At 74.0% G+C, this 12,901-nt stretch carries 9 protein-coding genes; 1 reads left to right on the top strand and 8 read right to left on the bottom strand.

What is annotated here, in order from left to right; translation table 11 throughout:
- Nucleotides 1–209: 209 nt before the first annotated feature.
- From HOY81_RS12795 to nrdR, 7 genes are all read right to left on the bottom strand, one after another.
- Entirely contained in the window at nucleotides 210–821 is a 612-nt protein-coding gene (locus HOY81_RS12795) for a hypothetical protein (RefSeq protein ID WP_237320438.1), read from the bottom strand.
- Nucleotides 822–898: 77 nt separating this feature from the next.
- Nucleotides 899–1,576, bottom strand: coding sequence for a ribonuclease HII (locus tag HOY81_RS12790; protein WP_237320437.1), 678 nt, complete (start codon nucleotides 1,574–1,576; stop codon nucleotides 899–901).
- Between the two features lie 232 nt (nucleotides 1,577–1,808).
- Nucleotides 1,809–3,536 carry a DUF4173 domain-containing protein gene (locus HOY81_RS12785; RefSeq protein WP_237320436.1) on the bottom strand — a complete coding sequence of 576 codons (1,728 nt, stop codon included), beginning with the start codon at nucleotides 3,534–3,536 and terminating at the stop codon, nucleotides 1,809–1,811.
- 168 nt (nucleotides 3,537–3,704) lie between these two features.
- Nucleotides 3,705–4,667, bottom strand: a complete 963-nt coding sequence (locus tag HOY81_RS12780) for an ADP-ribosylglycohydrolase family protein (RefSeq protein ID WP_237320435.1) — start codon at nucleotides 4,665–4,667, stop codon at nucleotides 3,705–3,707.
- Nucleotides 4,668–4,800: 133 nt separating this feature from the next.
- Entirely contained in the window at nucleotides 4,801–5,409 is a 609-nt protein-coding gene (locus tag HOY81_RS12775; RefSeq protein WP_237320434.1) for a YdbC family protein, read from the bottom strand.
- A 396-nt stretch (nucleotides 5,410–5,805) separates the two neighbouring features.
- On the bottom strand, nucleotides 5,806–8,673 hold the full coding sequence (locus tag HOY81_RS12770; RefSeq protein WP_237320433.1) for a vitamin B12-dependent ribonucleotide reductase: 2,868 nt from the start codon (nucleotides 8,671–8,673) through the stop codon (nucleotides 5,806–5,808).
- 115 nt (nucleotides 8,674–8,788) lie between these two features.
- Complete coding sequence (nrdR, locus tag HOY81_RS12765) at nucleotides 8,789–9,301, bottom strand: transcriptional regulator NrdR (RefSeq protein WP_237320432.1); 513 nt, start codon at nucleotides 9,299–9,301, stop codon at nucleotides 8,789–8,791.
- A gap of 594 nt (nucleotides 9,302–9,895) precedes the next feature.
- Here nrdR and lexA point away from each other — a divergent pair.
- Nucleotides 9,896–10,693, top strand: coding sequence for a transcriptional repressor LexA (gene lexA, locus HOY81_RS12760; RefSeq protein WP_237320431.1), 798 nt, complete (start codon nucleotides 9,896–9,898; stop codon nucleotides 10,691–10,693).
- A gap of 160 nt (nucleotides 10,694–10,853) precedes the next feature.
- Here the strand turns inward: lexA and HOY81_RS12755 are convergent, their stop codons facing one another.
- The gene (locus HOY81_RS12755) at nucleotides 10,854–12,866 is read right to left on the bottom strand and encodes an ATP-dependent DNA helicase (protein WP_237320430.1); all 2,013 of its coding nucleotides are present in this window, start codon (nucleotides 12,864–12,866) and stop codon (nucleotides 10,854–10,856) included.
- Nucleotides 12,867–12,901: the final 35 nt, after the last annotated feature.

Genomic DNA, 12,901 nt, shown 5'->3' with positions numbered 1-12,901 from the left:
GGGCCCGCGGCGCGGGAGGACGGCGGACCAGGGCCCGGCGGGACGCGCCCCGCGGAGCTGCGTCGGGCGGCCGGCTGACCGGGCCCGGCCGGGCGAGGCGAGCAGGGAACGGCGCGGCGGGCCCGGGCCGGACGCCTGCCCGGCGCTCTCTCCGGGGCAGACCGCCGGAGCGGCAAGGTCCCGCGGGTCCCCGGGCCGGCGGCCGTGCCTCAGAGCAGCGAGCGCAGGCGCTGGGGGTCGCCACAGACGATGAGCTGCCCCACGGCCCGCTCCAGGGCCTGGGGCAGCGCCTGCGCCGCCTCCTCGTCCGTGCCGCCGTTGACGGCCAGCACCACGACGTCGCGGCGCCCGACCCGGCCGGCGGCCGAGGCGTGGGCGCAGAACACGTCCTCTCCCTCGGCGAGTTGCCGCCAGTAGGCGTCCTCGCCGAAGGAGAGCTCGTGCTGGGCCCAGGGGTGCTGCTCGCCCGTGGTGAGGACGAGGATGTCCCCGGGCGACCGCCCTCCGTCGAGCAGCCCGTCCACCGTCTCGTCGGCGGAGGCGATCGCCGTCTCGTCGGTGGCGGGAACGAGCTGGATCTGTGCCGCACGCGGGGCCCCGCCGTTGGGGCGCTGCGCGGCGGGGGTGCCCGCCCGCGGACTGCCGGGCCGTCCGGGCCCGGGCCGGTTACGGTCCCCACGCTGCGGCGCGGGACGCGGGGGCCGGGGGCCGGGGACGGGGGCTGCGGAACGGGAAACCTGCGGATTCCGGGCGGTGCCCGCACCACCGCGGGGACCCGGGACGCTCTCGTGAATCTGTGGCTCCTCAGGGGTGAGAGGCATGGGATGTTGTCTATCAAACACCGGGGCGGGGTGCACCGGCGGGTGGTGCCCGCCTGCCTGCCGCTCCGCCGCGGAACTCAGAAGAGTCCGATCTGCTCGGCCGGTTCGGCCGGGGCCCGCTTCAGGTGCCGCCAGCGCGGCAGGGCGTCCAGATAGGACCAGGACAGCCGGTGGTAGGGGGTCGGCCCGTGGTCCTCCAGGGCTCCCCGGTGCACCGGCGACGGATAGCCCGCGTTGTCGTGGAAGGCGAAGTCGGCGTGATCGAGGCCGAGTTCGGCCATCATCGCGTCCCGCCGCACCTTGGCGAGGACCGAGGCGGCCGCGACGGGCACACAGGACCGGTCGCCCTTGACGACCGTGCGGACCCGCCACGGGCCACCCAGGTAGTCGTACTTGCCGTCGAGGATCACCGCGTCGGGCCGCACCGGCAGCGCCTCCAGGGCGCGTACGGCGGCGAGCCGCAGGGCGGCCGTCATGCCCCGCTCGTCGATCTCCTGCGGCGAGGCGTGGCCCAGCGCGTGTGCCGTCACCCAGCCGGTGAGCACGTCCATCAGCTCGGTGCGGCGTTTGGGAGTGAGGAGCTTGGAGTCGGTGAGGCCCTCGGGCGGCCGCCGCAGGCCGGTGACGGCCGCGCAGACGGTGACCGGTCCGGCCCAGGCCCCGCGCCCGACCTCGTCCAGCCCGGCGATGACACGGGCACCGGTGGTGGCCCGGAGAGACCGCTCGACGCGGTGCGTGGGAGGTTCGTACGGCATGGCGCCGGACAGCGTAGCCTCCGCTGCCGTGCCCTCTGCGGCCGGGGCCGTCATCGTCATCCGCCCACCGATACCGGTCGCTGTCCGCACCGCACACCGTGGTGCTCCCGACGCCCCCATTGTGGCCCCCGCCTCCCCCGCCCATCCAGCGCCCTTCCCCGGGTGCCGCCGGGACCGGGCCGCCCGGCCGGGCCACCGTGACCACGCCGCAGCCGGCGCACCGCCCCCTCGCTCACCGGACCGCCGTGCGGTGGTCGCGGTGGCGGCCCGCGCCGGTGCAGGCCGCCTGCCCCGGCCGCAGCGGACGGTCCTCCAGCACCTTCCGGGCACGGGTCTCGCCGTAACCGGTGGCGTACCAGGGCTCGTCGTCCTCGGCGGCGAGTTCCCGCGCCACCGCGTGCAGGGCGCAGGACCGCTGCGGCTCGGGAAGCGCGTCCAGTGCGGGTACGGCGTCCGCCGAGAGCTGCCGGAGGTACTCCAGATCGATCTTCCCGGTGCGCTCGTAGCGGTCCACGTTCTGCCGGGCCACCACGCCGTCCGGCGAGAGCAGCCCGAACACCAGCACGCCGGCGGCGGCGCTCACCGTCACCGCCCGCGGCAGCCAGGGGGCGCCGCGGCGATCGGCGAGGCCCAGGGCGCCGGCCACCATGATCAGCACGATGACCAGGCCGAGCCAGATCTCCACGGCCGCCACCGAGAGCCGCAGCCGGGTCAGCCCGTACGCGTCCACGTAGAGGTCCATGCGGCGCAGCGCGGAGAGCACCACGAGCAGGGTGAGCAGGCAGAGGGTGCCGAGCACCGCCCGCACCAGTGCCCGGTCGCGCTGCCGGCCGCGGGGGGCCCAGCGCAGTGCCAGCGCGATCACCACCAGGGTGAGCAGGGTCGCCCACAGGAGCTGCCAGAAGCCCTGCCGGGCGTATTCGGCGTACGTCAGGCCGGTCTTCCGGAGCACCGCGTCGTAGCCGCCGAACAGCACCGTGAGCTGCACGGCGTTGAAGGCCGCGAAGAGCATGTCGAGCACCACGAGCGGCAGGGCCCACTCCAGCCTCCCCCGGGCCTTGCCGGGCGGCGTCCGGAGGCGGTCCCAGCGCCACGGCGCGGCCGCCGTGCGGGCCGCGGCGAGCGCCACGGCCAGTCCGAGCACGAAGCACAGCACCCTCACCGGCCCGTCGGCGACCGAGGTCTCCGGCACCATGCTGCCCAGCAGGTCCGCGAAGGCCGCGTCCGCGCCGGCGAACAACGCGCCGAAGACGACCAGCAGCGCCACCGCGATCAGCACCGTACGGACGATCGGCCCCCAGCGGCGCCGGGACGCTGCGGCGCGCTCGCGGGCGCTGCGTATCGCCCATGCCGCGCCGGGGAGCACCCCGGCCAGCAGGCCGGTGGGGCCCAGCACCGCGGCACGCCACCCGCGCCCGCCCTGCAGGGCGAGGGACCCGGTGGCCAGCGCGCCGGCCACCGCGAGGAAGCTGGGCCAGCCGGCGTCGCGCAGCGCGGGGACGACGAGCAGCGCCAGGCAGCAGGCGGCCCAGCACAGGGTCCAGGGCCGGGGCCGCCGGCCGGCGGCGCGGGCCGCTGCTCCGGCCGCGACGGCGGCGGGCAGGGCGATCAGCAGCAGGTTGATGCCGAGCCCCGCACCGAGCAGAAGTGCCGCGAGCAGGCCGGTGGCCAGGGCGGCCCAGCCGGTGGTGGCGCTCATCGGCGCCGGCGGCTCCCCGGGTTGCACGGCGACCACCCAGTCCGGCGGCGGCGGCCGGTACGCGCCGGGCGCACCGTGCGGCGCCGGAGACGTCGTTCCGGCGGCGACCGGGACCTCCTTGGGCTCGCCCGCCCCGCCCGCGTCACGCTGCGCCCCGGGCGGCGCGCTTCTCTCGCCTGCGGACTCGCCGGACGCGCCGGTCTCCCCGTCCTCGTCCGTGCTCCCCGGTATGCCGGAACGCTCGCGCGGCTGCTCCGTCATGGCTCTCCTCCCCCTGCATGCCGCGACGTTCGGACATGATCGACGCGACGGCCAGGTCGAACACCGTAGCCCCGGGCGCCTGCTGCCACCGGACCGCCCCTTCCCCCGTGCGTCCCCGCGCCGCCGCCCGCCGGGCCCCGTCCGGGCCGGGCCGCCGGAGCCGGGCGGTCAGACCAGGCCGGGCATCCAGCTCGGCAGGGCCTCCGTGCGGCCCGTCCAGGCCTCCGGGGGCGCGCCCGCCGCGCCCGCGGCCACGACACCGCCCACGATCGCGCAGGTCGTGTCGGTGTCGCCACCCGCCTGGGCGGTGGTCCAAAGCGCCTCGGCGAAGTCGTCCGGGGAGCGCGTCGCGGCCCACAGCGCGAACGGGACGGTGTCGTGTGCGCTGGTGCGCCGGCCGCTGCCGAGCACCGCGGCGACCGTGCCCACGTCGCCGTAGTCGAGCATGTCGCGGGCCCGGCGCAGCCCCGCCTGCACGGCGCTGCGGGGCACCGCGTCCAGGATGGCGCCCAGCAGGCGCTCCCCGTCCGGCGGGCCTTCCGGGGCCTCCTCGGCGGCGCGGGCCCGCAGGCCGGCCGCCACAGCGACGGCGATCGCCCCGGCCACCGCCTCCCGGTGCTGGTGGGTGACGAAGGCCGACCGTTCCGCCTCCTCCGCTGCACGGTCCAGGTCGTCCGCGAACCACGCGCCGAGCGGCGCGACCCGCATCGCGGCGCCGTTGCCCCAGGAGCCCTGCCCGTCGAAGAGCGCGGAGGCCAGTTCCCGCCAGTCCGCTCCCTCCTGACGGATCTGCCGCAGCATCCGGTTCACCGCGGGCCCGTAGCCGCGGTCCACGTCGTGGCGCGTGGCGAAGGCGGTGGCGAGGGCGTCCTGGTCGACGGTGCCCCGCTCGGCCAGCACGGCCACCACGGAGCACGCCATCTCGGTGTCGTCCGTCCACTGCCACGGCGACGGCGGCAGGGCCCGCCGGCGCAGCCGGCTGAGGTTCGCGGGGACGAAGAACTGCGAGCCCAGGGCGTCCCCCACCGCCAGCCCGTGCAGGCTGGCCAGGGCACGCTGTGCCCGGCGGCGCCGGAGGCCGGCGTCGCGTTCCCGTTCACGGGAGGAGGGTTTGCGCGGATCAACGGTCATGGTGCGGGAAACTGTAGCCGCGTCCCGGTGTGCCGGGAACGTGCCCGGTACGCATCCGGACACCGGAGCCGTCCCCGGGCCGCCCCACGGGGGCGCGCGCCCCGGCACCCGGCGGCAGACCCCTACCGCCCGGTCAGACCGTCCACGCGGGTTCGAGGTCGATCACGTCCCCGGCGAGCGCCGCGATGTCGGCGCCGGTCTGGGCCCGCAGCGCCAGCCGCTCGACGCGCTCGGTGCGGTACTTCCCGTGCTCGGCGGCCGAGTCCCACATCGACAGCACCAGGAACTCGTCCTCGGACTGTGCCTGTGCGAAGACCCCGCGGAGCATCCCGGGCGACCCGGCCATGGCCGGGTTCCACACCTTCTCCTGCATGAGGACGAAGTGGTCCACCCGGTCGGCCCGCACCCGGCAGTGCGCCACGCGGAGCAGGTCGGCGTCGGTGAAGACCGGCTGGAAACCGGTCTTGACGTCGAAACGGTATTCGAAGAGCCGTACCCGCGGGTCCCGGTAGGTGCCGACCTGGGAGGCGTGCAGCCGGTCGTGCGACCGCGCCATGAAGGAGTCGTAGAACGCCCGGCTCTCCCAGAAGCCGAAGAGGTGCGCCACTCCGGGCCGGGCACGGCTCCAGCCGCCGCCCTGGCCGCGGAAGCCCGGCTCCCCGAGCAACCCCGCCCACTTCCGCTGCCCCCGTTCGAAGCCGCGGCGGTCGACCACGGTGAGGCGCATCCACTTGACCAGCACCGCGCCATCGTACGGCCATCCGGGTGAGCACCGGCCGAGGCCGGGCGGGCGCACATCCGGTGTGCGCCCGCGCGGGCTCCGGGCACGCGCCGGGTATGCGCCCGGTGTGGGCGTGCCACCGCCTCGCCGGAGGCGCGTCAGCTCCCCGGCCGGCCCGCCCCTGCCCGGCGACGCGCGTCAGACACTCCTCGAAGGGGATCCGGCCGACGGCCCGCCCCGCGTCAGACGACCGCCCGCCCGGAAGGCGCGCGGTCCGCCCCGGAAGCGGCGGCCCGCAGGCCGGTCGCCGAGGGGAGGGCCCCACACGAGGCCGGCACCCTCCCCTCAGTCCTCCTCGGCATCCAGCCGCCAGCCGGGGCCTCGCCGGGACCTGCGCTCCCGGCGAGGCCGCCGGTGTCAGCTGCAGCCGCTGGTGGAGCCGCAGCCCTCGCAGAGGTAGCAGCTTCCGGCGCGCCGCATCTTGGTGCCGCAGGCGAAGCAGAGCGGGGCGTCGGCGTTCAGGCCGAGCTGCATCTCCACCAGTTCGGTGGAGCTGTGCGCCTGCTGCGGGGCGGGCGTCGCGGCCTGCGGCTCACCGTGCTCACCGGACTCGTCGCCCGAGCCCTTCGAGCGGTGCAGCGGCGCGGACTGGGCCAGACCCTCGACGTCGAGCTCGTCGTCGGAGGGCTCGTAGGAACCGGTCTCCAGGTGCCGCTGACGCTCCTCGGCGGAGTGGATGCCCAGCGCGGAACGGGTCTCGAAGGGCAGGAAGTCCAGCGCCAGCCGGCGGAAGATGTAGTCGACGATCGACTGCGCCATCCGCACGTCCTGGTCGTCGGTCATGCCCGCCGGCTCGAACCGCATGTTGGTGAACTTGGAGACGTAGGTCTCCAGCGGCACGCCGTACTGCAGGCCCACCGAGACGGCGATGGAGAAGGCGTCCATCATGCCCGCGAGGGTGGAACCCTGCTTGGACATCTTGAGGAAGACCTCGCCGAGCCCGTCGTCCGGGTAGGAGTTGGCGGTCATGTAGCCCTCGGCGCCACCGACCGTGAAGGACGTGGTGATGCCGGGCCGGCCCTTGGGCAGGCGGTTGCGGACCGGGCGGTACTCGACGACCGTCTCGGGCTCCTTCTCCTCCTTCTCGTCCTTGCGCTTGGCCGAGAGCGGCTGCCCCACCTTGGAGTTCTCGACGTAGACGGCGAGCGCCTTGGTGCCGAGCTTCCAGCCCTGGAGGTAGATCTCCTCGACGTCCTCGACCGTGCTGCTCGCGGGCATGTTCACGGTCTTGGAGATGGCACCGGAGAGGAAGGGCTGGCACGCGGCCATCATCCGCACGTGGCCCATCGGGGAGATGGACCGCTCGCCCATGGCGCAGTCGAAGACCTCGTAGTGCTCGGGCTTGAGGCCCGGCGCGTCGACGACGTTGCCGTGCTCGGCGATGTGCTCGACGATCGCCTCCACCTGCTCGGGCTGGTAGCCGAGCCGCTTGAGCGCCTTGGGCACGGTGTTGTTGACGATCTGCATGGACCCGCCGCCGACCAGTTTCTTGAACTTGACCAGCGCGAGGTCCGGCTCCACGCCCGTGGTGTCGCAGTCCATCATCAGGCCGATGGTGCCGGTGGGCGCGAGCACCGAGGCCTGGGCGTTGCGGTAGCCGTTCTTCTTGCCCAGCCGGAGCACGTCCTGCCATGCCTCGGTGGCCGCCGCCCAGACCGGGGTGTCCAGGTCGTCCATGCGCCGGGCGGCCTCGTTGGCGTCGCTGTGCTGCTGCATCACGCGCTTGTGGCCCTCGGCGTTGCGGGCGTAGCCCTCGTACGGGCCCACGGCGCCGGCGAGCTCGGCGGAGCGCTTGTAGGAGGTGCCGGTCATCAGGGAGGTGATGGCGCCGGCGAGGGCGCGGCCGCCGTCGCTGTCGTAGGCGTGGCCGGTGGCCATCAGCAGGGCGCCGAGGTTGGCGTAGCCGATGCCGAGCTGGCGGAAGGCGCGAGTGGTCTCGCCGATCTTCTCGGTGGGGAAGTCGGCGAAGCTGATGGAGATGTCCATCGCGGTGATGACGAGCTCCACCACCTTGGCGAAGCGCTCGGCCTCGAAGGTCTGGTTGCCCTTGTCGTCGTCGCGCAGGAACTTCATCAGGTTGAGCGAGGCCAGGTTGCACGAGGAGTTGTCCAGGTGCATGTACTCGCTGCACGGGTTGGAGGCGGTGATCCGGCCGGTCTCCGGCGACGTGTGCCAGTGGTTGATGGTGTCGTCGTACTGGATGCCGGGGTCGGCGCAGACGTGGGCGGCCTCCGCCATCTTCCGGAAGAGCGCCTTGGCGTCGACCTCCTCGACGACCTCGCCGGTCATGCGGGCCCGCAGCGGGAACTTCGCGCCGGACTCGACGGCCCGCATGAACGCGTCGGTGACCCGGACGGAGTTGTTGGCGTTCTGGTACTGGACGGAGGTGATGTCGTCGCCGCCCAGGTCCATGTCGAAGCCCGCGTCGCGCAGGGCGCGGATCTTCTCCTCCTCCTTCACCTTGGTCTCGATGAAGGCCTCGACGTCCGGGTGGTCGACGTCCAGCACGACCATCTTGGCGGCCCGCCGGGTGGCCCCGCCGGACTTGATGGTGCCCGCGGAGGCGTCGGCGCCCCGCATGAAGGACACCGGGCCGGAGGCGTTGCCGCCGGAGGAGAGCAGCTCCTTGGAGGACCGGATCCGGGAGAGGTTGAGCCCGGCGCCGGAGCCGCCCTTGAAGATCATCCCCTCTTCCTTGTACCAGTCGAGAATCGACTCCATGGAGTCGTCGACGGAGAGGATGAAGCAGGCGCTGACCTGCTGCGGCTGCTGGGTGCCGACGTTGAACCAGACGGGCGAGTTGAAGGCGAAGACCTGGTGCAGCACGGCGTAGGCCAGCTCGTGCTCGAAGATCTCCGCGTCCGCGGGCGAGGCGAAGTAACCGTTCTGCTCTCCGGCCTCGCGGTACGTCCGCACCACGCGGTCGATGAGCTGCCTGAGGCTGGTCTCCCGCTGCGGAGTGCCGACGGCTCCGCGGAAGTACTTGCTGGTGACGATGTTGACCGCGTTCACCGACCAGAAGTCGGGGAACTCGACGCCGCGCTGCTCGAAGTTGACCGAGCCGTCCCGCCAGTTGGTCATGACGACGTCCCGGCGCTCCCAGACCACCTCGTCGTACGGGTGCACGCCCGGGGTGGTGTGAATGCGCTCCATGCGCAGGCCCTTGTTCGCCTTGCCGCCCTTCGCACGGGAACCGCGTGCCGGGCCGCTCGTCGTCTCTGTCATTCCGCCTCCCTGTACGGGCATAACGCCCCCATGCATCCCGGTTCTTCCCGGAACACGGTTTCTGTCTGCGGACCGGAGCGCCCCGTCGCGTCCGGTCAGGTCTGCGTGCGGCCGGTCACTCGGCGGCGGGCGCGGGCGGTGGGATGTCGGCGTCCCCGCCCGTCCCGCCCGTGCCGGCGGGGGGCCGCGCCTCGCGGAGCTCGCGGACGGCGGCCTCGAAGTCCTCGGGCGACTCGAACGCCCGGTACACGGACGCGAATCGCAGATACGCGACGAGATCGAGGTCCTGAAGCGGGCCGAGTATCGCGAGGCCCACGTCGTGCGTGGACAGCTCCGCGCTCCCGGTGGCCCGGACCGCCTCCTCCACGCGCTGCCCGAGCTGGGCGAGCGCGTCCTCGGTGACGGGACGCCCCTGGCAGGCCTTGCGGACCCCGGCGATCACCTTGTCCCGGCTGAACGGCTCGGTGACCCCGCTGCGCTTGATCACCATGAGTGACGCGTTCTCCACCGTGGTGAAACGGCGGGAGCAGTCGGGGCACTGACGGCGCCGGCGGATCGCGGTGCCGTCGTCCGTCGTACGGCTGTCGACGACGCGACTGTCGGGATGCCGGCAGAAGGGACAGTGCATCGCTTCCCCACCCTTCCGGAACCTGCGCCGAGCATGCCTGGATCACCCACCTGGGGCCCTCCCCGGGCCCTCACGGGATATGCCACCAGCATAGACCCGCATCCCCGGGGACGGGGACCACGGACCACAACTTGTAGGCGGCCGGGGCCTATCTAACCACTAGATCTGGTGGCCGATGACCGGGGGACCCCCATGGGCGTGTCGCCCCGGACACCGGCGACGAGCCTACGCGGCCCCGCCCCGGCGGCCACGACAGGGGGCGGCCTGCGACACCGCGCCCCGGCCCCCGGGGGCGGTCCCGCACGACGGCGCGGCACACCACCGGCACCACATCTGCGCCGCACGCGCGCGACACCCCCGCGACATCCGCGCCCTTCCGGCGGCACTTCCAGGCACGCCTGCGGCAGCTTCTGCGGCAGAGTGAGTCCGGGACCCGGCGACGACAGGCCGTAACCGACGGCAGCGACTCGCCTACACCACGGCGCGTGATCACACCAGGCGAATCGGTAATTTTCACTCGAACGTGTGTTTGGCGCAACCTTTCGAAACCAACTACCGTTGTGCCACAGGGAGAACCGCTCGAGAGGGGCCGCCATGACCACCACGGACAGCATCGCCGTCACGACCCAGGACCGCGCCGTCACGACACTCGACGAAACGCCGTCGCCGGTGCCGGGCGACGCAGGGGACCCCCCACCCCCGGAGGGGCCCCAGCCCACCCGCGCGCTCCCCGGCCGGCCGCCGGGCATCCGCGCGGACAGCTCCGGTCTCACCGACCGGCAGCGCCGGGTGATCGAGGTGATCCGTGACTCGGTGCAGCGCCGTGGCTACCCGCCGTCCATGCGGGAGATCGGGCAGGCGGTCGGCCTCTCCAGCACCTCCTCGGTGGCCCACCAGCTCATGGCGCTGGAACGCAAGGGCTTCCTCCGCCGGGACCCGCACCGGCCCCGCGCCTACGAGGTCCGCGGCGCCGAGACCCCCGCCCCGCAGAGCACCGCCGACACCGCGGGGAAGCCTTCGGCGTCCTACGTTCCCCTGGTCGGCCGCATCGCGGCCGGCGGCCCCATCCTGGCCGAGGAGTCGGTCGAGGACGTCTTCCCGCTCCCGCGTCAGCTCGTGGGCGACGGGGAGCTGTTCGTGCTGAAGGTCGTCGGCGACTCCATGGTCGACGCCGCGATCTGCGACGGCGACTGGGTCACCGTGCGCCGTCAGCCCGTCGCGGAGAACGGCGACATCGTCGCCGCCATGCTCGACGGCGAGGCGACCGTCAAGCGCTTCAAGCGCGAGGACGGCCATGTGTGGCTGCTCCCGCACAACGCCTCCTACCAGCCCATCCCCGGTGACGAGGCGACCATCCTCGGCAAGGTCGTGGCCGTGCTCCGCCGCGTGTGACCACGCCTCCCTGTACGGGCCCCGGGACCCCTGCGCCGGTCCCGGGGCCCCGCTGCGTCGGAACCCGGCGGACGCCTGCGGATCGCCGTCCCTCATCGGCGCGGCCGCCCGGGGACCGACGCGCAGACAGGTGCCTGCCGCCGAAGGCGGGCCCGCCCTCTCAGCCCTCGCCGGCCGCCCGGTCGATGGCGGCCAGCGACCGCCGTACCTGGTTCCGGTCCGTGGTGTACCAGAAGTCCGGCATGGACGCCCGCAGGAAGGAGCCGTAGCGGGCCCGCTCCAGCCGGGGGTCGAGCACCGCGACCACGCCCCGGTCCCCCGAGGCCCGGATCAGCCGCCCGGCACCCTGGGCCATCAGCAGCGCCGCATGGGTCGCCGCCACGGCCATGAAGCCGCTGCCGCCGCCCTCCTCCACGGCCTTCTGGCGGGCGCTCATCAGCGGGTCGTCCGGGCGCGGGAAGGGGATGCGGTCCATCACCACGAGCTGGCAGCCGGCGCCCGGAACGTCCACGCCCTGCCAGAGGGAGAGGGTCCCGAAGAGACAGGTGCCCGGGTCGTCGGCGAACCGCCGGATCAGCTCGCCCAGCGTCTCCTCACCCTGCAACAGGATCGGCAGCTCGAGCCGCCCGCGCAGCTCCTCCGCCGCCGCCTGGGCGCCCCGCATCGAGGAGAAGAGCCCGAGGGTCCGTCCGCCGGCCGCCTCCACCAGCTCGGCCAGCTCGTCGAGCATGTCCCGGCGGGACCCCTCCCGGCCGGGCGGCGAGAGATGGGTGGCGACATAGAGGATGCCCTGCTTGCGGTAGTCGAACGGCGAGCCCACGTCCAGGCCGCGCCACGGGGGAGTCACCCGCGTCTCGTCGCCGGAGTCGCCGGAGTCGCCGGCCGTCCCGGCGTCCGGACCCGCCGTCCCCTCCGGGGCGAGGCCCAGCGAGGCGCCGACGCCGTTGAAGTCGCCGCCGAGCTTCAGGGTGGCCGAGGTCAGGACGACGGAACGGTCCGCGAAGAGCTTCTCCCGCAACAGGCCGGCCACCGACAGCGGCGCCACCCGCAGCGAGGCGCCGAACCGGTCGTGCCGCTCGCACCACAGCACGTCGTAGGCGTCGGCCTCCACCATCCGCCCGGCGACCTCGTGCACGTTCTCCAGGGAGGCCAGCGCCTGCTTGCGCACGGCGTCCTCGTCCTGCACGGAGCGGTCCCGGGTGTCGCCGAGAGCGGTGAGACAGGTACGGGCGGCGTCGCGCAGCAGCATCAGGGCGTGTGCGAGATCCTCCGGCAGCTCCGTCAGCCGGCCCGGGAGGGCCAGCTCCATCAACCGCTCGAACGACTCCGCCGCGGTCTGCAGGCCGTCCGCGGCCTTCTCGTCCACCAGCTTGGCCGCCCGGCGGACCGCGCGATGGACACCGCCCGGGGTCAGCTCGCCCGTGGCCACCCCGGTGACCCGGGAGACCAGCTCGTGGGCCTCGTCCACGACCAGCACGTCGTGCGGAGGGAGCACCGGGGCGCCCTCGATGGCGTCGATGGCGAGCAGCGCGTGGTTGGTGACGATCACCTCGGCGAGCTTCGCCCGCTCCCTGGCCGCCTCGGCGAAGCACTCGGCGCCGTATGCGCACCGGGAGGCGCCCAGGCACTCCCGGGCCGAGACCGACACCTGCGACCAGGCCCGGTCGGAGACGCCGGGCGTCAGGTCGTCCCGGTCGCCCGTCTCCGTCTCGTCCGACCAGTCGCGCAGGCGCAGCAGGTCCTTGCCGAGCCGGCTCGTCGGGGCCGCGGCCTCGAACGGATCGAAGAGCCCGTCCTCCTCTTCCTGCGGCACCCCCTCGTGCAGACGGTGCAGACAGAGGTAGTTCGACCGGCCCTTGAGCATCGCGAACTCCGGCCGGCGGCCCAGCAGCGGCCGGAGCGCCTCGACCGTCCGGGGCAGGTCGCGCTGCACGAGCTGCCGCTGCAGCGCGAGGGTGGCCGTGGCGACCACGACGCGGTCGCCGGCCGCCAGCGCGGGCACGAGATAGCCGAGGGACTTCCCGGTGCCGGTGCCCGCCTGCACGAGCAGGTGGCTGCCGTCCGCCACGGCCTCGGCGACGGCTTCGGCCATGGCCACCTGGCCGGGGCGCTCCGAGCCCCCGACGGCGGTGACGGCGGCATGGAGGAGTTCGGTGAGGGCGGGCTTGCTCATAGCTCGTACAGCCTACGCGCCGGCACCGACAACGG

Origin of the sequence: Streptomyces sp. JJ36 (assembly GCF_021696945.1) — a bacterium.
Classification (GTDB): Bacteria; Actinomycetota; Actinomycetes; order Streptomycetales; family Streptomycetaceae; genus Streptomyces.
The sequence above is the reverse complement of the archived record's forward strand: the minus strand, read 5'-3'. Positions and strand labels throughout refer to the sequence as shown.

What these genes read in the sequence shown, in the direction of transcription:
- HOY81_RS12770 (WP_237320433.1), bottom strand. Translation starts at nt 8,673, where the DNA reads ATGACAGAGACGACGAGCGGCCCGGCACGCGGTTCCCGTGCGAAGGGC.
- HOY81_RS12785 (WP_237320436.1), bottom strand. Translation starts at nt 3,536, where the DNA reads ATGACGGAGCAGCCGCGCGAGCGTTCCGGCATACCGGGGAGCACGGAC.
- HOY81_RS12780 (WP_237320435.1), bottom strand. Translation starts at nt 4,667, where the DNA reads ATGACCGTTGATCCGCGCAAACCCTCCTCCCGTGAACGGGAACGCGAC.
- nrdR (WP_237320432.1), bottom strand. Translation starts at nt 9,301, where the DNA reads ATGCACTGTCCCTTCTGCCGGCATCCCGACAGTCGCGTCGTCGACAGC.
- HOY81_RS12790 (WP_237320437.1), bottom strand. Translation starts at nt 1,576, where the DNA reads ATGCCGTACGAACCTCCCACGCACCGCGTCGAGCGGTCTCTCCGGGCC.
- HOY81_RS12755 (WP_237320430.1), bottom strand. Translation starts at nt 12,866, where the DNA reads ATGAGCAAGCCCGCCCTCACCGAACTCCTCCATGCCGCCGTCACCGCC.
- HOY81_RS12795 (WP_237320438.1), bottom strand. Translation starts at nt 821, where the DNA reads ATGCCTCTCACCCCTGAGGAGCCACAGATTCACGAGAGCGTCCCGGGT.
- lexA (WP_237320431.1), top strand. Translation starts at nt 9,896, where the DNA reads ATGACCACCACGGACAGCATCGCCGTCACGACCCAGGACCGCGCCGTC.